This window comes from Colwellia sp. RE-S-Sl-9 (genome assembly GCF_048296855.1).
GTDB lineage: Bacteria > Pseudomonadota > Gammaproteobacteria > Enterobacterales > Alteromonadaceae > Pseudocolwellia.
In genome coordinates, this window is sequence record NZ_CP182631.1 from 654,350 (window position 1) to 673,421 (window position 19,072).

11 protein-coding genes are annotated in these 19,072 nt (G+C 37.5%); all 11 read left to right on the top strand.

The annotated features are described in order from the left end of the window. Positions 1-425 precede the first annotated feature (425 nt). The 11 genes from ACM9HF_RS02820 to ACM9HF_RS02870 all read left to right on the top strand — a co-directional run bounded on the left by ACM9HF_RS02820 (position 426) and on the right by ACM9HF_RS02870 (position 18,787). A complete protein-coding gene (locus ACM9HF_RS02820) occupies positions 426-4,451 on the top strand; it encodes an ExeM/NucH family extracellular endonuclease (RefSeq protein WP_473614201.1) in 4,026 nt (1,341 codons plus the stop codon). A gap of 77 nt (positions 4,452-4,528) precedes the next feature. Then, on the top strand, positions 4,529-5,122 hold the full coding sequence (locus tag ACM9HF_RS02825; RefSeq protein ID WP_473614202.1) for a hypothetical protein: 594 nt from the start codon (positions 4,529-4,531) through the stop codon (positions 5,120-5,122). Positions 5,123-5,822: 700 nt separating this feature from the next. Beyond that, a complete protein-coding gene (locus tag ACM9HF_RS02830; protein WP_473614203.1) occupies positions 5,823-7,748 on the top strand; it encodes a S8 family serine peptidase in 1,926 nt (641 codons plus the stop codon). Positions 7,749-8,001: 253 nt separating this feature from the next. Continuing rightward, a complete protein-coding gene (locus tag ACM9HF_RS02835) occupies positions 8,002-10,401 on the top strand; it encodes a S8 family serine peptidase (RefSeq protein WP_473614204.1) in 2,400 nt (799 codons plus the stop codon). Between the two features lie 390 nt (positions 10,402-10,791). Next, positions 10,792-12,381 carry a GMC family oxidoreductase N-terminal domain-containing protein gene (locus ACM9HF_RS02840; protein WP_473614205.1) on the top strand — a complete coding sequence of 530 codons (1,590 nt, stop codon included), beginning with the start codon at positions 10,792-10,794 and terminating at the stop codon, positions 12,379-12,381. Positions 12,382-12,716: 335 nt separating this feature from the next. After that, the gene (locus ACM9HF_RS02845; protein WP_473614206.1) at positions 12,717-13,361 is read left to right on the top strand and encodes an ANTAR domain-containing response regulator; all 645 of its coding nucleotides are present in this window, start codon (positions 12,717-12,719) and stop codon (positions 13,359-13,361) included. 352 nt (positions 13,362-13,713) lie between these two features. Beyond that, positions 13,714-15,114, top strand: coding sequence for a CmpA/NrtA family ABC transporter substrate-binding protein (locus ACM9HF_RS02850; RefSeq protein WP_473614207.1), 1,401 nt, complete (start codon positions 13,714-13,716; stop codon positions 15,112-15,114). 91 nt (positions 15,115-15,205) lie between these two features. Further along, the gene (locus ACM9HF_RS02855) at positions 15,206-16,204 is read left to right on the top strand and encodes an ABC transporter permease (protein WP_473614208.1); all 999 of its coding nucleotides are present in this window, start codon (positions 15,206-15,208) and stop codon (positions 16,202-16,204) included. Positions 16,205-16,274: 70 nt separating this feature from the next. After that, on the top strand, positions 16,275-17,111 hold the full coding sequence (locus ACM9HF_RS02860; protein WP_473614209.1) for an ABC transporter ATP-binding protein: 837 nt from the start codon (positions 16,275-16,277) through the stop codon (positions 17,109-17,111). A 75-nt stretch (positions 17,112-17,186) separates the two neighbouring features. Beyond that, the gene (locus ACM9HF_RS02865) at positions 17,187-18,344 is read left to right on the top strand and encodes an alginate export family protein (protein WP_473614210.1); all 1,158 of its coding nucleotides are present in this window, start codon (positions 17,187-17,189) and stop codon (positions 18,342-18,344) included. Between the two features lie 158 nt (positions 18,345-18,502). Beyond that, the gene (locus ACM9HF_RS02870; RefSeq protein WP_473614211.1) at positions 18,503-18,787 is read left to right on the top strand and encodes a putative quinol monooxygenase; all 285 of its coding nucleotides are present in this window, start codon (positions 18,503-18,505) and stop codon (positions 18,785-18,787) included. Positions 18,788-19,072 lie beyond the last annotated feature (285 nt).

Below are 19,072 nucleotides of genomic sequence, written 5' to 3' on the forward strand. Positions count from 1 at the left end.
AACTATAACCGTTACCGATCAAGATGCGTGTTTCAGAGCGCTTCTTCTATGGGTCTAAAAACAATTTATGCTTCGTTATTAACTTTAGTCAGGTTCCTACATGGATGTAGACCTTAGATTTTGTTTGGAGCGTAAAACCCGTGCCTAAATTTTTTTAGTTCCAATGAAACCTACATATTGAATGGTTACGGGTATATACATTTATTACATATATACATTTTCTGTCTATTTGGTTAGTACGTGAAAATTATTCATGTGACATATATATTACACGGCGTTATAAAGTAGACTGATTAGTCAGGTTTTACATTATGTAATATATCAATAACACTAATGTAACAATTCAACGTCATTATTATATTCAATAAGGTGTTTGTATTAATGCCTATATTTTCTTTTAATTTAGTTATCATCTGGAGTGTTCAATGTTCAAGAAAAAGACGGTTAAAGTCGATTCATTAGTACCAAGATCAGCTCGATTTATGTATACCAAAAGCCAATTGGCTTTGTGTATATCCTCAGCTTTATTAATAAGTACATCTGCTTATGCAGAAGACTTATGGAGTGAAAACTTCAATGATTCTGAACTGAATAATAAAGGCGCAGTTAATTCAACAATTGATATGGCAAACGTAGATCGTTGGTCTATTGATGTCAGCAATGCTTCGTTAACGGCTTCTTCAGATTGGTTTAAAGTCACAAATGCTGTAATGGAAGCCAGAGATGTTGATGGTGTTGTGGAATGGATCTCTGAATCTATAGATATTTCAAATAAATCAGACATTAAATTATCTCTTTTAGCTGCAGAACAGGGCACTCATGAAGCAGATGATTTTTTTGATTTATTCTATTCAGTTGATGGTGGTGCATTTGTTCAAGTGCCAAATTGGCAAGGTTTAGGTAGTACTGAACACACTTTAATTGATGATTTTACATCAACAATAATTGAAGCAGACATTGCTGAAGGTTCAACTTTAGTGATTAAAGTTGCTATGCAAAACGGTGCAGGTTCTGAATATTTAAGACTTGATGACGTGCTTGTTACTGCTGGAGGTACTTCAGGTGATAATGGAGGTGACACTGGAGAAGGTGGAGAAACACCTGAAACAGATACCATTACAGAGGCATGTTTTAATTGTCCTGACTTAACTAAAATCGCCAATGCTGCTAACTTTAATGACAACGACTACTACGCACAAGTATTTGATGCCGTAAATTCTGCTCAAAGCCAATCAATAATTAAAGAAAGCATTAGCAATACTATTTCTGAAAATCATAAGCAATTAACTTACTCTGAAGTTTGGACTGCTTTAACACAAACCGATGAAGACCCTTTAAATAACAACAATGTTATTTTATTTTACCGAGGCCTTTCATTAGCCAAGTCTTCAAATGGTAGCGGTACTCAATCTAGCAATCAGGATAACTGGAACCGTGAACATGTTTGGGCTAAAAGTCATGGTTTTCCTAGCAGCAGTGCAAGTGCTTATACCGATATACATCATTTACGTCCTACTGATATTTCGGTTAACTCATCTCGCGGTAATTTAGATTTTGACTACAGTGATAGCCCATTAGCTGAATCTCCTGCGAATAGAGTCGATAGCGATTCGTTTGAACCACGTGATGCAGTAAAAGGTGATGTTGCCCGTATTATTTTTTATATGGATACACGTTATGAGGGCAATGATTCATCAACACCTGATTTAGAAGTTGTAAACCGTTTAACAAGCACCAGTGAAGCAAAACTAGGTAAGTTATGTGCACTGTTAAGCTGGAATGAAAACGATCCTGTAGATGAGTTTGAACAAAAACGTAATAACAGAATTTATGAATTTCAAGGAAACCGTAACCCATTTATTGATCACCCAGAGTGGATTTCACTAATTTATACACAAAGCTGCACGGGCCAACAACAAACAGAACCAACGCCAACAGATCCGGAAGTTACTGAACCTACTGATCCAGAACCAACAGACTCAACGACAGCACCAGGCGGAGCAGACTTGTTTATTTCTGAATATGTAGAAGGGAGTAGTTTTAATAAAGCAGTTGAAATATATAACCCAACATTAGCTACTATCGATTTAACAGGTTATGAATTTAAGCTTTATTCAAACGGTAGCTTAACACCCACAAGTACCTTAAGTTTATCAGGTCAATTATTATCGAATAACGTTTTGGTGTTAGGTAATAGCCAAGCCACGGGTGATATTGTTAGTAAAATTGATGTGTTTACTAGTGCTGCTAATTTTAATGGTGATGATTACATCGAATTAACCAAGGGTGATACGATCATTGACTCTGTAGGTTTTTACGGCGTTAAACAAAGTTGGGGTACTAATAAAACTCTGATAAGAAAAGTTTCAATTACCCAAGGCGATTCAAACAGAAATGATGCATTTGATGTTACAACTGAATGGGATGAAGAACCGAGTAATACCTTTAGTTTTTTAGGTGCTCATAATGCAACCGCGAGTGCACCAACAGATCCAGATACACCAACAGAGCCTACATTACCTATTGGTGCATGTAACGATACGGCTGATTACATTAATACTATTCAAGGTTTTGGCCCTGAATCTTTAGTGATAGGTGAAACAAAAACAATCGAAGGTGTTGTTACATCAACAGTAGCGTCTCTTAACGGTTACTTTGTACAAGAAGAACTAGCCGATCAAGACGCTTCTGTTGAAACCTCTGAAGGGATTTTTGTTTTGGACGAAAATTTATCAACTACGGTTGGTATGCCAACTATTGGTCATAAAGTAAGAGTACAAGGCGTTGTTGGAGAGTCATTTGCTAGAACTCAATTAACAGCTTCTACCACCTATGTTGATTGTGGTGTAGGAGAGGTTATTGCTCCACAAGATATCAGTTTACCTGTTGATAATTTATCTGATTGGGAAAACGTTGAAGGTATGCTTATTAATGTAACGCATAACCTACAAGTCACTGATTCTTTTAGTTTAACTCGGTTTGGTGAGTTATCTTTATCTAATGGTCGTTTACTTAAAGCAACCAATGTTTATGCGCCAAATAGTCCTCAAGCTATTGCATTAACAGAACAAAATAGCCGAAATACTATTTTGTTAGACGATAAAAACAATCAACAAAACCCTGAACTTGTACCATTTCCAGCCCCTAATCTAAGTTATATAAATACGGTTCGTTTAGGCGATTCAGTGAGTAACTTAACGGGTGTTATTGATTTTAGTTTTGGTAATTATCGAGTGTTACCGACTAACGAACCACAGTTTATATCAACAAACAGTCGTACTAACGAGCCACAATTTTCTAATGAAGGTTCGTTAAAAATTGCTAGCTTTAACGTATTAAATTACTTTAATGGAGATGGTTTAGGCGGTGGTTTTCCAACTGCACGAGGCGCACATACCGCTGAAGAGTTTTCTCGCCAAAGTGACAAAATCGTTTCTGCACTGGTTGCAATAAACGCTGATATTGTTGGCCTAATGGAAATTGAAAACGATGGTTACAACACGACTAGTGCTATTAGTGATTTAGTGAATAAACTAAACGTACAAATGGGTGCTGATACATATCGCTTTGTTAATCCTAATACCTCAACTTTAGGTTCAGATGCGATAACTGTGGGTTTAATTTATAAGCCAGCAAGTGTTGCGCTAGAAGGTAATGCAGTAACAACTACTCAAGTACCATTCGATTTTGGTAATCGCCAACCTTTAGTACAAACTTTTAAAGAAATAGCCACTAATGAAGGTATTACAATAGCGGTTAATCATTTTAAATCTAAAGGTAGCTGTGGAAGTGCATCAGGTAACAACGCCGATATAAATGACGGACAAGGTTGTTGGAATGGTTTACGTACACAAGCCGCTAATACTTTAACAGCATGGTTAGCCACATTACCTACTGGCACAACAGATACTGATGTATTAATTATGGGTGACTTGAACGCCTACGCTAAAGAAGATCCTATTACGGCAATTGAAACTAATGGTTATCAAAATTTAGTTGAAAAATCATTAGGTCATAACGCTTATTCTTATAGCTTTGGTGGTGAATTAGGTTATTTAGATCATGCACTTGCATCAACGTCATTAACGAGTCAAGTAGTTGAAACTACGGTTTGGCATATTAATGCTGATGAACCCGTATCTTTTGACTACAACACCGAGTTTAAATCAGCTAATCAATTAAACACTTATTATGGAAGCGACGCTTATAGAGCATCAGACCATGATCCCGTTGTTATTTCACTTAACTTAATATCTAGCTCAAGTTTATTAGGTGATTTTGATAAAGATGGAGATGTTGACCGCAACGACCTTACCGCATTTACGCTTTTAGTAAGGGGTAGCGAAACACTTGATATTAAAAATGACTTTAATAAAGACGGTGTTGTAAATACAGGCGACGTAAGAGCATTAATGTCACTTTGTACACGCAGTCGTTGTGCCGCTGAATAATAACAACCAACACATACGTCTCTTCCTTTATATAGGAAGAGACGTCAAACAAATTAAAATAAGTTTAGGAAAATAAAATGAAAAAATTAATCGCATTATGTGCATCACTGTTTATAACATTAAGCTCGCAAGCTACATTACTAACAATAGAGTTAGATAACACAAATTACCAAATGGGTGATGTTTTGCAGGCTAATATTGTAATCTCTGATATTGAACAAGACTTAGGCTTTACAAAATTATTAGCAACATTCGATTTTGACTTATTATTTGATAATTCATTACTTGCATACCAAACAACAACCTTTGGTAGTTTATTAGACGTAGACCCATTGTTCCCAAGTGATCAAATAGCAACAGATTCAGGACTTGGTTCGTTAAAACTCTCTGAATTGAGTTTAGCTTTTAGCAGCGATTTATTTGCAGCACAAGATGGTTTAGCAAGCTTCGTATTAGCCACAGTAAATTTTGATGTAAAAGCTAACGGAATGAATGTATTTAACTTAAGTAATATTGCATTAAGTGATGACTTGGGTGGTTCATTTAAGTCAGTATCATTTACACCAACAGAAGTTTTAATTGGTGATGTAACGTCAGTACCTGAAATGCCATCTTTAGCAATTTTTGCTTTGGGGTTGTTTGCACTTATTGCACGTATACGTAAAGCTTAAACGTTAGAGCTGATTGACTTCAGTATGTATATACCCGTATGCATATGTCAGAGTACTTGAGCGATATCAATTCAAAGTAACGCTTTGTAATAAGGGGCACTCTCTTATAAAAAGCATTATTGATGAAGTGATTTTGCTCAAACGTTTCTCTGAGGGGGCTAAAAACAATTTATGCTTCGTTATTAACTTTAGTTATGTTCTTACATGGATATAAGTAATAGCTTTTGTTTGGAACGTAAAATTTGCACCTAAATTGTTTTTAGTTCCCGCTGAAACCTGCATCTTAGATGGTAATAGCATTAAGAATGTATGGCTAATCTTCATAAAATCACTATAACGGCTTAAAAGAACAAACTCATATTACATATTACTTAAAAGATTCATTTAAAACCGACTTAACTTCTCTTGCTTATTTCTGCACTAAATACAAATCAATCAAAAAACATATCAATATATCCTCGTATTACTCTTGTTCGACTTGATTTAAAACCTATCAAGCATACCGAAAAATATTAATTCATAAAAAATAAAAATAATACGTCTCATATCCTGATTAAGGACGTATTGACCTATCCGAGCATATTAATATCTGTTTTAGGCCGTTTTAAATATGGAGATTAATTTATCTGATAGACGATAAAAAATGAATGCAACTAATGAATACAACTGAAAAAAACATTAATATTAAGGATAAAGAAACATGAAGATTAAACCCTCAATTATCTTACTTACCACATTGGTAGGTTTTAATTCGTATTACACTAATGCACTCGCCAATGATGTTAACGCTGAAGCCACGTCATCGGTAACAAACAGTACTGAAACTATCACCGCTAAATCCGACCTGATTATCGTCAAGTTCCGTGATGCCAGCTATATCAAAGTGTTAACGGCTTATCACAGGTCACAAACTCGTGGAGATTACATATCAGATGAGCAATATTCTCAAGCTCGAACTCTATTACAAACCCTGAGTAATACTTATGGTGCCGAGCTCAGTATTGCGCGTATTGCGCGCTTAGGGGCTGTGGTGCTTAAGCTTAATGAACAGGTAGAGCTGAACGCATTAAACCAGCGCTTAGACAGTACTCTTAACACTCTCAGCATCATTAATTATGCCGAAGCAGACCCGTATTTATCAGTTAAAGCATTGCAATCTGTTCAGGATCCTATCAGTGATCTTGCTGATGAATATAATTTAAATATGGTAAATGATAAATCACCATATCGTATCTTAACTTCTACTGAAACGACCCCTTATTGGACAACGGTTGAGCCGGGCCAAGAGGGAGTAGCTCAGCCACAAGTGGCATCTTGGGGATATCAACGAGTTCAGGCCGATCAATTGTCTGATGCGGCGGCGGATAACCTGACGGTATGTATTATTGATTCCGGTTACGATACCTCACATGAAGACTTACCCCATGACCGAGTAACAGGCACAGATTCAGAAATACTAGGGGCTTGGAACAATGATGAACAGGGGCATGGTACTCATATTGCTGGGATCATTGCCGCGTTGGATAACCAATATGGCACCAAAGGCGTGTTGCCCAATGGTAAAGTAAATTTACTTATAAAACGTGTGTTAGATAAAAATAAAGTTTTTGTAGCACCTTCCGACTACGCAGTGATGAGTTTACTCGCTGATAACGCCTACGATTGCGCTGAAGAAGGCGCAAATATTATCTCAATATCTATGGGAGGCCCATCAAGTACTTATACCCAATACGGTGAGGAGGTTTTTCAAGCGGTATACGACAATAATGTGCTTGTGGTCGCAGCCAACGGTAATGAAGGGCATGTAGCACCAACCGAGCAAAAAATCTATCCCGCATCCTTTTCTTCAATTATCGCTACAGGTTCAATCAATATCAATGATGAAATTAGCAGTTTTTCGAATCAATTAGCTGAAACTGAATTGGTCGCTCCTGGTGGTGGTATTTATTCCACCATGCCAGAGGGACTCGAATATAACAAATATTATAGATCGGAAATACGTATTAATGGTGAGGCTTATTTGAGAAGCTATGTGGGAAGATTCTTAAATAGTTTTGAGAATATTAATATAACCACAAAACTTACTTTTTGTGAAAGAGACTATTGCCTACCTAGTTATGAGGATGTCAAAGACAGTATCTGTATTTCCGTTGAGGCCAGCGGCTATTGTAGTCTTATGTACGATGCTGATGGTAAAATCATCTACGATGCTGATGGTAAAATTATCTTGCTGAATCCAGCACATACAGAGACATTAAGAGATTTTGAGTCTTTAGATATTTCTAATATAGCTAATGGTTCGTCTACTCTTTCTATGGAATACTTAGATAAACTCAAAGCATTAGTGGGACAAACTGTTACCTTTGAAAAAGAATTTAAAAAAAATGATGGTTATAGTTATGCAGACGGCACCTCAATGGCGACGCCCTATGTGGCAGGTGCAGCCGCGCTTGCATGGAGTAATAACCTAGAATGTACGGCCGCCGAAGTACGTACTGCCCTTAGTGAATCCGCAAAAGACTTAGGCACCAATGGCTGGGATCCCGTTTATGGGCATGGTCTGGTGCAAGCAAAAGACGCGTCCGATTATATGCGCACTCATTGTGCTGCTTATATAACTCCTTAAATTGTTATCTAGTTATCTTTTAATGCCCTAATAAAATATGTTGTAGCGAATAATGTTGTTGAACCTATGAGGGGGCTTCATATTGTTCGTTCATATTTAATAACAGGGATTAATTTAAATATGGTCTTTACGTCAGCGGGATAGAGTGTATAGGCCGTTTTAAATATGGAGATTAATTTATCTGATAGACGATAAAAAATGAATGCAACTAATGAATACAACTGTAAAACATTAATATTAAGGATAAAGAAACATGAAGATTAAACCCTCAATTATCTTACTTACCACATTGGTAGGTTTTAATTCGTATTACACTAATGCACTCGCCAATGATGTTAACGCTGAAGCCACGTCATCGGTAACAAACAGTACTGAAACTATCACCGCTAAATCCGACCTGATTATCGTCAAGTTCCGTGATGCCAGCTATATCAAAGTGTTAACGGCTTATCACAGGTCACAAACTCGTGGAGATTACATATCAGATGAGCAATATTCTCAAGCTCGAACTCTATTACAAACCCTGAGTAATACTTATGGTGCCGAGCTCAGTATTGCCCGTATTGCGCGCTTAGGGGCTGTGGTGCTTAAGCTTAATGAACAGGTAGAGCTGAACGCATTAAACCAGCGCTTAGACAGTACTCTTAACACTCTCAGCATCATTAATTATGCCGAGGCAGACCCGTATTTATCAGTTAATGCATTGCAATCGCTAGAGGATGGGTTTAATAATGCTGTTACCTCAGAAAGGATAGAGCGGGTAAATAGCAGTTCTTCGAGTCAAGTCTTCACTCCAACCAATAGTCCCTATTGGGCTGAGGTCGAACCGGTTCAAGAAGATTTAGCATTACCACAAGTGGCATCTTGGGGATATCAACGAGTTCAGGCCGATCAATTGTCTGATGCGGCGGCGGATAACCTGACGGTATGTATTATTGATTCCGGTTACGATACCTCACATGAAGACTTACCCCATGACCGAGTAACAGGGACAGATACAGAAGTTCTGGGGGCTTGGAACAATGATGAACAGGGGCATGGTACTCATATTGCTGGGATCATTGCCGCGTTGGATAACCAATATGGCACCAAAGGCGTGTTGCCCAATGGCAAAGTAAATTTACATATAAAACGTGTGTTAGATAAGAATAACAATTTTTTAGCTCCTTCCGGCTACTCAGCGATGAGTTTTCTCGCTGATAACGCCTACGATTGCGCTGAAGAAGGCGCAAATATCATCTCAATATCTATAAAAGGCCCATCAAATACTTATACCCAATACGGTGAGGAGGTTTTTCAAGCGGTATACGACAAAAATGTGCTTGTGGTCGCAGCCAACGGCAATCAAGGGCATGTAGCACCAACCGAGGAAAAAATCTATCCCGCATCCTTTTCTTCAATTATCGCTACAGGTTCAATCAATATCAATGATGAAATTAGCAGTTTTTCGAATCAATTAGCTGAAACTGAATTGGTTGCCCCTGGTGGTGGTATTTATTCCACCATGCCGATTGGGAAGGAATACTTTAAAAACTATGCTGCGGAGTTACGCATTAACGGTGAATTGTATCCTTATAGCATTACGAGTGGGTATTTGTTGGCACCTATTACAGCCAAGCTTTCTTATTGTGATAAGGAAAATCCTTGTCTTCCTGAACAGGTAAAAGACACGATATGTATTGCTCTTGTTAATTGGTATCATTGCAACGGCATTGGGTTAGATTCATTGTATACACTAATGTTGTCTGATTTTGAATCTGATACGTATACCAGTGGAACATCCAATTATCTGTCTACCCTTTCTGTCAGTTATCTAGATCAACTAAAAACGTTAGTGGGACAGACAGTCACGTTAGAAATAGAAACGAAAGGAACCGATGGTTATAGCTATGCAAATGGTACCTCCATGGCAACACCTTATGTGGCAGGGGCCGCTGCATTAGCGTGGAGTAATAACCTAAAATGTACTGCCGCCGAAGTGCGTGCAGCCCTGAGCGCATCAGCAAAAGACTTAGGTGTTGAGGGTTGGGACCCTGTTTATGGTCATGGTCTGGTACAAGCCAAAGACGCGTCTGATTACATGGCCGAGCACTGCGCGGCCTATAATACAGTTAATACAGTTATCACTTATCCAGCAGGGGATACTTATGTACGTGATGGATCTTATGGGGATACTAACTTTGGATTAGCAGAAAACTTAACCGTTAAATCCATTTATGATTCAACGGAATTTAAACGCAAAACCTTTGTTAAATTTGATAACTCCGCTTACGACGATCTCGTTATTCAAAATGCCACGTTAAGGTTCTATGTTTCAAGCGTCAATACCGATCCAACTCGAACGATTCATTTTTACGATACCACCGCAACATGGGATGAAATGTCTTTAACTTGGAACAATGCTCCGAGCACTAATGAGCTGGTTGGAACAGTGGAAGTATTGAATACAACAGGGCCCGATTACGAAGAAGATACAAGTGGTACTTGGTATGAACTGGATATCACAGACTACCTAAAAGAGCATAAAGACGAACCAGCTGTCGCATTTATACTACAAAATGAAAGTACATCGTCTTTAGGTAAAAGCAATTTTGACATAGCATCAAAAGAAAGTGCATATCCAATGGAGATTATTGTAAATAGAGCGAATTAAATTATTATTAATCAATAAGGATATTTATTAATTAATTTGGTAATTCAAAGCGTAGCGGTGCAGTCGATACTGACGGAATCAGTGTCGAAGGCGCGGAAAAAACATGTACAACAAGTGACTTAGACTATGGTTGGTCTGTTTTTGAACTAGACTTTAAAGAGCTGTAGTGAACAACTAATTTATTAGATCCTCCTATTTTACATTTAAGACTCTTGAGTTTGTAAACTAGGTGTTTGTTGTTCGAGTTATTTTTAATAATCAAAATAAAACGGAGTCGTCAGGCTCCGTTTTTCTTAACCATTCGTAGATTTTTTACACCTAGTTGCTTGAGTTATTTAGCATGCGCTTGCGAGTCTATAGGGCAATTAGAATGACAAATAGAGGTATTGTATGACAAAACTTAATCGTAGAAATTTTTTAAAAGGTGGGATTTGCTTAGGTGCCGTAGCAGGGGTATCTAGTGTTGTGGATGCGAGTCAAAGGCGCCCAAGATTTAAAAAACATAAACATACTAATAAAACAGCGGTTGTGATTGGCTCAGGGTTTGGTGGTTCTGTTGCTGCATTGCGCTTGTGTGAAGCGGGTATTCCTACTATTTTACTCGAACGAGGTAAAGACTGGACCTATTTTGGTGAAGATACCTTCCCAACAATAGCCGACAGTGCCGATGATGGGCGTACTACCTGGTTAGGAACACTAGACGCTTTTACCTTGCAAAAGAAAGTACCACTTTATACGGGTTTAATGGAGCGTATTTATGGCAACAATATAGGGGTGGTATGTGCAGCTGGACTAGGAGGAGGTTCGCTGGTTTACGGAGGGGTGTTATTACAACCAACACAAAGTGCTTTTGAACAGGTATTCCCTTACTTAGACTATAACCAAATGAATGAGGTTTATTACCCCAAAGTATTAGCTAAAATAAGTGGGGGAAGTATCCCAGATGATATTTTAAATACAAACAATTATCGAGCGATGAGCGCATTCAAACAAGACGCTGAGGCCGCGGGGCTGGATGTGTCGGCTACTGAGGTGGGGTTCGACTGGAATATTATTCGCAAAGAGATAAAAGGGAAGCGTAATGCTGCTGCTTCAGTTGGCGAATACATATATGGCTGTAACAGCAATGCCAAAAATACCCTCGATAAAAATTACCTGAAAGCCGCGATGCAAACAGGAAAACTGCAAATTTTAACATTACATAATGTTGTACAAATTAATCAAGCAGATGATGGTCAATATCATATACAGTGCGAGGTACTCACTACAGGCGGTGACGTTATTAAATTGCATGATATCAAAAGCCAATATTTATTTTTAGCAGCGGGCTCCATGAACACAACTAAGTTGTTATTAAATGCCAAACAAAGTGGTGATTTACCTGAACTAAATGAATATATTGGACAATATTGGGGAAATAATGGCGACGAGTTAACTATGACTGTTGCTGGTAGTAGCGATATAGGTTCGCTGCAAGGTGGACCAGCAGCTATGGCGGCACATGATAATAGCAATCCGATAAAACCAGTAACCTTTATGCACTCTCCAACTACGGGCTTTGGAGAGGTACAATTTCAGTTAGGTATGTCGGCCCCCGATAAGTTAGGTTCACTAAGTTATAATGCCAGCGAAGATCAGATATTTGTCAATTGGCCAACTGATGCCCTAACGCAATCTCACAGCGCTTATACTCATTCGTTACAAAATATTGCGGCGCAAAGTAATGCTGTAGTAGTACAAAACCCATCGCTCGCGTATACGTCGTGGCACGCTTGTGGTGGCGCTGTAATGGGTAAAGCCTGTAGTTACTTTGGAGAGGTAGATGGTTATCAAAACCTTTATGTAGTTGATAGCGCTCTATTACCTGGCTCGGCGGGTATGTCGAACCCCGCGCTTACCGTTGCAGCCAATGCTGAACGCATTATGGAAAAAATACTTCCTCGGTTGGTAGCAGAATGCCGTGGCAGACATAACCCCTAATCCTTCGATAAAATTGAACAAATGCCTGTTCCAAAAGTTTTGCTTTCGATAATAAAGAGAGCGTTCTAAAGGTACAGGCATGAGTAATAAAACAAAGCGATATTATTATGGTATAGCGCAAAACTCTCAAAGCGCTTTATCATTGAAACAATTAACGACCAATTAAAGCGTCCACATTAGCGCATCACTGCATCATTTAAGCACATTCAGTGTCACAATCTATCTATCTTTTTATATAAGCTATTGATAATAAATATTATTTAAGTTTTTTAAGTATTGGTCCAATACTTGGATGATCCTATTTATATATTATTTTTATAGCTATCGAGAAAGATATGAATTCTATAAAAAAGTTATCACAACAGAGTGATACTAAACAGAAATACAACATCTTATTAATTGAACATGAATTGTGTAAACGAAACAACCTAGTGAAAGTATTAGCAGGTACTCATTATGAAATTTGTTGTGTATTAAATAGCAGTAGTCTACTCAGTGACGGCCCTGATAACGTGTCGTTAATCAAAGAAGTTGAAAAACATAATCCTGACATTCTTGTAATTGATGTCGAATTCCCTAAAAAACGTATGCTTGAAAGTTTAAATTATATTTCTAAATATTCACCTAAACCTATTGTTATGTTTTCGGAGCAAGAGGGCACAGATCTCATTAATTTACTCATTAAATCTGGCGTTACTGCTTATGTAGCAGGAGAAACAGACTTTAGACGTATTAAGTCGATCCTTGATACTGCGATTGTTCGATTTGTTGAACATGAAACCTTAAAACAAGAACTTGCTTTAGCTAAAAATAAGTTATCGAGCCAACGTACTGTTGAACAGGCCAAGTTATTGTTGATGCAAAACAAAGACTATTCTGAGCGTGAGGCGTATCACAGCATGAGAAAAATGGCGATGGACAATGGCCAAAAGGTTGAAGACGTCGCTAAGAACATTTTGTCGTTGGCCGCTATTTTATAGCCATTGGTCGTGCACCAAATGTATAAAAATACGACCAAGATAGGTGCGAATCTATTTGAATAAATACTCTAACAACTTGCCTGGCTGTCGTAAGTTATTGTAAATCAATAAAAAGTAAGTTTTGGCGTAATACTTGTATTGATAAATATCAAAAAGTAACTGTTTAATATTGCAATAACGTAATATTAAACGCTAGGCGCTACTGTACAGATAAACTCTAAGAGTAGCGCTTAAACACATTAAACTAATGTTACTGCAACGGCGTAGTTATTTATTAGTTTGGCATTGTAGCCCATAGCGACTGAAATTTATTTTCACTGTCGTTATGGGCTTTTTTTATTTGGAGAAAAGTATGTTTGCTAAACCCTTAAAAAACTTTAATAAAACCATTTGTAGCGCAATTGTTGCGAGTACCTGTTTATTAACAAGTGTTATTACCACCTTGTCTGTTCAAGCTGCAGAATTAGGTTTTCCTGAAAAAGAAGAACTTAAATTTGGTTTTATTAAATTAACCGATATGGCACCAATTGCTATAGCTTATGAAAAAGGCTATTTCGAAGATGAAGGTTTATACGTAACGATTGAAGCACAAGCAAACTGGAAAGTTTTGTTAGACGGTGTAATTGATGGACGTTTAGACGGCGCACATATGTTAGCAGGGCAACCTATAGCCGCAACCATAGGTTACGGTACTAAAGCCGAGATTGTTACGCCATTTTCAATGGACTTAAATGGTAATGCGATCACAGTATCAAATGCTATTTGGGAACAAATGAAGCCACACATTCCTAAAATGGCAGATGGGCGTCCGGTGCATCCAATCAAAGCTGATGCATTAAAACCGGTTGTTCAAAGCTACATAGACAAAGGTAAGCCCTTTAAAATGGGTATGGTTTTCCCTGTTTCTACCCATAACTACGAACTACGTTATTGGTTAGCGGCTGGTGGAATACATCCGGGTTTTTATGCTCCACACAAAGGTGATACTGCAGGGAATATTGATGCGAAAGTACTTCTTTCTGTAACTCCACCACCACAAATGCCAGCCACAATGGAAGCCGGTACTATTCACGGTTACTGTGTGGGCGAACCTTGGAACCAACAAGCGGTATTTAAAGGTATTGGTGTTCCCGTTGTTACCGATTACGAAATTTGGAAAGACAACCCAGAAAAAGTATTTGGTTTATCTAAATCTTTCACTGAAAAATATCCAATTACCACTTTACGTTTAACACGTGCATTGATCAGAGCAGCTAAGTGGCTAGATGATAATGACAACGCTAATCGTCCTGAAGCCGTTAAAATTTTATCGCAATCAAACTATGTTGGAGCAGACTACAACGTTATTGCAAATTCAATGACCGGAACTTTTGAATACGAGAAAGGTGATAAACGCGCTGTACCAGACTTTAACGTATTTTTCCGTCATAACGCGACTTACCCTTATTACTCAGACGCTATTTGGTATTTAACGCAAATGCGTCGTTGGGGGCAAATTAGCGAGCACAAGCCAGACAGCTGGTACAAAGATGTAGCGAAAAAAGTTTATCGTCCTGATATTTATATTGCTGCAGCTAAATCGTTAATTGCTGACAAGTTAATTAAAGCCAGTGAATTTCCTGACTTTGAAAGTGAAACAGGCTTCCGTAATCCTCAAACACACTTTATTGATAATTTAGTTTACGACGGCACACAACCTAACGCTTATATCAATCAATTTAAAATTGGTTTGAAAGCTGACGATAAACTTTAACACTCACCGTTAAGTTTTGTTTGAGTCGTACTTTTAATTTAATCATGTGTTGCGTAGGCCATGTAAGTGGTCTGCGCAAAGGGGAGAAAAAATGACAACCTTAATAAGTAAATTAGTAGCTGGAACATCGAGTTTCAGTCAGTTTAAAACAAATTTCAGGCTTTTTAACCATTATGCAAAGCCTGTATTGTTACCTGTGATTGGTATGCTGATTTTTATGTTTTTATGGACAATAGCTGCCAGCAGTATTAATACATCACTCGGTAAGTTTCCAGGTCCAGCTGAGGTTGGTACTCAAATGGTCAACCTTTATCAAGAACATGTAGCAGAGCGTGATAAAGCGGATGCATTTTATCAAAGACAAGATGAACGTAATGCGAAAAGGGTGGCAAAAGATCCTACTTACGAACCTAAAATACGTGCGTATACAGGTAAAGAAACCTTTTTAGACCAAATTATTACCAGCTTAATTACGGTAATGAGTGGTTTTATACTTGCCGCCGTTTTTGCTATACCACTGGGTATCGCTATTGGATTAAGTAAAAATTTAAACACAGCCATTAATCCTATTATTCAAATTTTTAAACCCGTTTCACCTTTAGCTTGGTTGCCTCTCGTAACCATGGCAGTGAGTGCCTTGTATGTATCAGATGACCCATACTTTGCAAAATCATTCGTTAACTCATTAATTACTGTAACGCTTTGTTGTATTTGGCCAATGGTTATTAATACCTCTGTGGGTGTGATCAGCATAAACCAAGACTGGGATAACGTAAGTAAAGTATTACGTTTACCTAAATTAAAGCATATTCAAAAAATTGTAATTCCTGCCGCTATTCCTTCAATTTTTACCGGTATGAGAATGTCGTTAGGTGTGGCATGGATGGTATTAATTGCCGCTGAAATGTTAGCTCAAAACCCAGGTTTAGGTAAGTTTGTATGGGACGAATTTCAAAACGGTAGTTCAGACTCGTTAAGCCGCATTATGACTGCTGTAGTGGTAATAGGTTTTATTGGATTTTTATTAGACCGCACTATGCAAAAAATTCAATATCACGTGTCTTGGAATAAAGACAGCGCAAAACTGTAGCCCATAATTTATCAGCTTATATCCATAATATTTATCCGATTGTATTTACACATTCGAGTTAGGAAAAAATATGACAACGTTATTAAACATTAGCAAAATCGATATGGTTTTCCCAACCCCTAAAGGGGACTTTACTGCGCTACAAAATGTAGATTTACAAATTAAAAAGGGTGAGTTTATTTCATTAATCGGCCACTCTGGTTGTGGCAAATCAACAGTGCTTAATGTAGTTGCTGGTTTATACCAAGCCACTAAAGGTGGTGTTTTACTTAATAACAAAGAAGTAAGAGAGCCAGGGCCAGAACGTGCTGTTGTTTTTCAAAACCATTCTTTACTACCTTGGTTAACTTGTTACCAAAATGTTGAACTTGCTGTTAAAGAAGTCTTTAGAAATAAAATGTCGGCCAGCGAGATGAAAGATTGGATCAATCATAATATTCATTTAGTGCATATGGACCACGCCGCACATAAGTTACCTGATGAAATATCAGGTGGTATGAAACAACGAATTGGTATTGCAAGGGCACTGGCTATGCAACCCGAAGTACTCCTAATGGATGAACCCTTTGGTGCATTAGACGCCTTAACGCGTGCACATATGCAAGACTCTTTAATGGAAATTCAAGATGAGCTAAACAACACCGTTATTATGATCACTCATGATGTTGATGAAGCCGTATTACTATCAGACCGTATTGTAATGATGACTAATGGTCCTGCGGCAACTGTGGGCGAAATTCTTGATGTAAACCTACCTAGACCACGAGATCGTTTAGCTTTGGCTAAAGATCCTAATTACAACAATTTACGTTCATCGGTCCTCACTTTCTTATATGAAAAACAACGTAAAGTGGAAACGATTACAACATCAAAAAAAGCTGAATCTAAAAACGAAGAAGTCGCTTAAAAATTGATACCAATCAACAACTTTTAGAATAATAACTTTAATATAAACCTAATTATTAAATATAGGACCTTAAACATGAAACTAAGTAAAATAGCTGTACTTATGACTGCAACTTTAGCGTCAACATCGTTAACTGCTTTTGCTGCGAATGACTCAAAAACAGTATTAGATTTTAATCTACGTTATGAGTCTGTTGATCAAGACAACGCACTTAAAGATGCCAATGCATTAACTTTACGTACACGCCTAACGCACACAACAGCAAGCTATAATGGTTTTACCGGTGTAGTAGAATTTGAAGACTCGCGTGTTATAGCGGGTGTAGATGATTACAATAATACTAACGGGCTAAATGCTGGCGTTTATTCTGTGGTAGCAGATCCTGAAACAACTGAATTAGACCAAGCATTTATTCAATACAAAAAAGATAAGTTTACCGCTAAAGTCGGTCGTCAGGTTATTACATTAGACGGTCATCGTTTTGTTGGTCATGTTGGCTGGAGACAAGACAGACAAACGTTTGATGCGGCAACATTTATGTATCAAGCTTCTGATAAATTATCAGGTAGTTATTCATACATCAGTAAAAGAAACCGCATTTTTGCACAAGCGAAAGATTTAGATTCAAAAGATCATTTATTAAATGTGGCATATAAAACATCTATCGGTAAATTAGTGGGTTATGCTTATCTATTAGAAGTTGATAACAACACTGATAACGGTTTAGATACATTTGGTGTTAGCTTTACAGGTAAAAAAGACAACTTTTCATATGCAGCAGAACTCGCAACGCAATCTGACGATGCTACAGATGCTGATACAACCTATATTATGTTAGAAGGTGGCTATAACTTCGGTAAAGTTACCGCTAAATTAGGTTTTGAATCTTTAGGTAGTGATAAAGGCGTTGGTTTTTCTACTCCTTTAGCAACAGCACATAAGTTTAACGGCTGGGCCGATCAGTTCTTAGGTACACCGGATGTTGGGTTAGAAGATGTTTACGTTACGCTAGCCGCTAAAATATTAGGCGGCGGTTTAACTGTCACTTACCATGACTTTTCTGCCGATGAAGGTAGTGCTGATTTAGGTTCTGAAATTGATGCAGTTTACGCAAAAGGTTTTGCTAAAAACTATAAAGCAGGCGTTAAATTAGCTTCTTACTCTGCAGGTGATGCAGGTACAGGTATGGTTGATACAGATAAAATTTGGTTATTTGTGAGTGCTACATTCTAATATCCATTGGGTATAACACCTTTAAGTAAAAAGTACTAAAAGGTTAAATTATATAAAACGCACTTCGGTGCGTTTTATTTTTTTACACTTATCATGAGAATTTAAAGGTTAAATAAGTTACATTAATATTATAAATCATTATGCTAAGTTGAAATTTTATGGCTATTGTACGTATAAATGAATTTAAAAGTGCAGAAGGGCAAGCGGAAGCATTACTTGAGTTTTTGACCTCTATCAAACCTTATATTACAAATTCAGAAGGTTGTATTTCTTGTGAAATATTAACGCAACAAGATGATAAATCGACTTTTGTTATTATCGAAAAGTGGGAGTCTATCGAAAGTCATGTAAAATCTATTGCTGATTTTCCTAAAGACGATATGGCGAAAGCCATACCATTGTTTGGCGCTGCGCCAATAGGTCGATATTTTATGGATGTGTAATTTATACTAGGGTCTGTGGATTTTTGCTGATTATTTTGCAGCAGTTTATTAGCCTTTTATACAAGGCAGAGCTTAGGTTTCGTGGTTATTCTACTTTAATAAGTAACAACGTAGTAGAAATGACTAATAAACGCTGTTATATAGATTTGTTTAAATGCTTCTTGCACATTATTCAAGGAAATATACAGAGAGCAGTTATGCTACAGTTTTTGCGCCGCGATCAACAAGCATTTATTTCGAACGAAATTTAAACATAAAAGGTCAGCAGATCCTAATTCAAAGGGA

What these genes read in the sequence shown, in the direction of transcription:
- ACM9HF_RS02840 (WP_473614205.1), top strand. Translation starts at nt 10,792, where the DNA reads ATGACAAAACTTAATCGTAGAAATTTTTTAAAAGGTGGGATTTGCTTA.
- ACM9HF_RS02830 (WP_473614203.1), top strand. Translation starts at nt 5,823, where the DNA reads ATGAAGATTAAACCCTCAATTATCTTACTTACCACATTGGTAGGTTTT.
- ACM9HF_RS02865 (WP_473614210.1), top strand. Translation starts at nt 17,187, where the DNA reads ATGAAACTAAGTAAAATAGCTGTACTTATGACTGCAACTTTAGCGTCA.
- ACM9HF_RS02850 (WP_473614207.1), top strand. Translation starts at nt 13,714, where the DNA reads ATGTTTGCTAAACCCTTAAAAAACTTTAATAAAACCATTTGTAGCGCA.
- ACM9HF_RS02860 (WP_473614209.1), top strand. Translation starts at nt 16,275, where the DNA reads ATGACAACGTTATTAAACATTAGCAAAATCGATATGGTTTTCCCAACC.
- ACM9HF_RS02820 (WP_473614201.1), top strand. Translation starts at nt 426, where the DNA reads ATGTTCAAGAAAAAGACGGTTAAAGTCGATTCATTAGTACCAAGATCA.
- ACM9HF_RS02835 (WP_473614204.1), top strand. Translation starts at nt 8,002, where the DNA reads ATGAAGATTAAACCCTCAATTATCTTACTTACCACATTGGTAGGTTTT.
- ACM9HF_RS02845 (WP_473614206.1), top strand. Translation starts at nt 12,717, where the DNA reads ATGAATTCTATAAAAAAGTTATCACAACAGAGTGATACTAAACAGAAA.
- ACM9HF_RS02870 (WP_473614211.1), top strand. Translation starts at nt 18,503, where the DNA reads ATGGCTATTGTACGTATAAATGAATTTAAAAGTGCAGAAGGGCAAGCG.
- ACM9HF_RS02855 (WP_473614208.1), top strand. Translation starts at nt 15,206, where the DNA reads ATGACAACCTTAATAAGTAAATTAGTAGCTGGAACATCGAGTTTCAGT.
- ACM9HF_RS02825 (WP_473614202.1), top strand. Translation starts at nt 4,529, where the DNA reads ATGAAAAAATTAATCGCATTATGTGCATCACTGTTTATAACATTAAGC.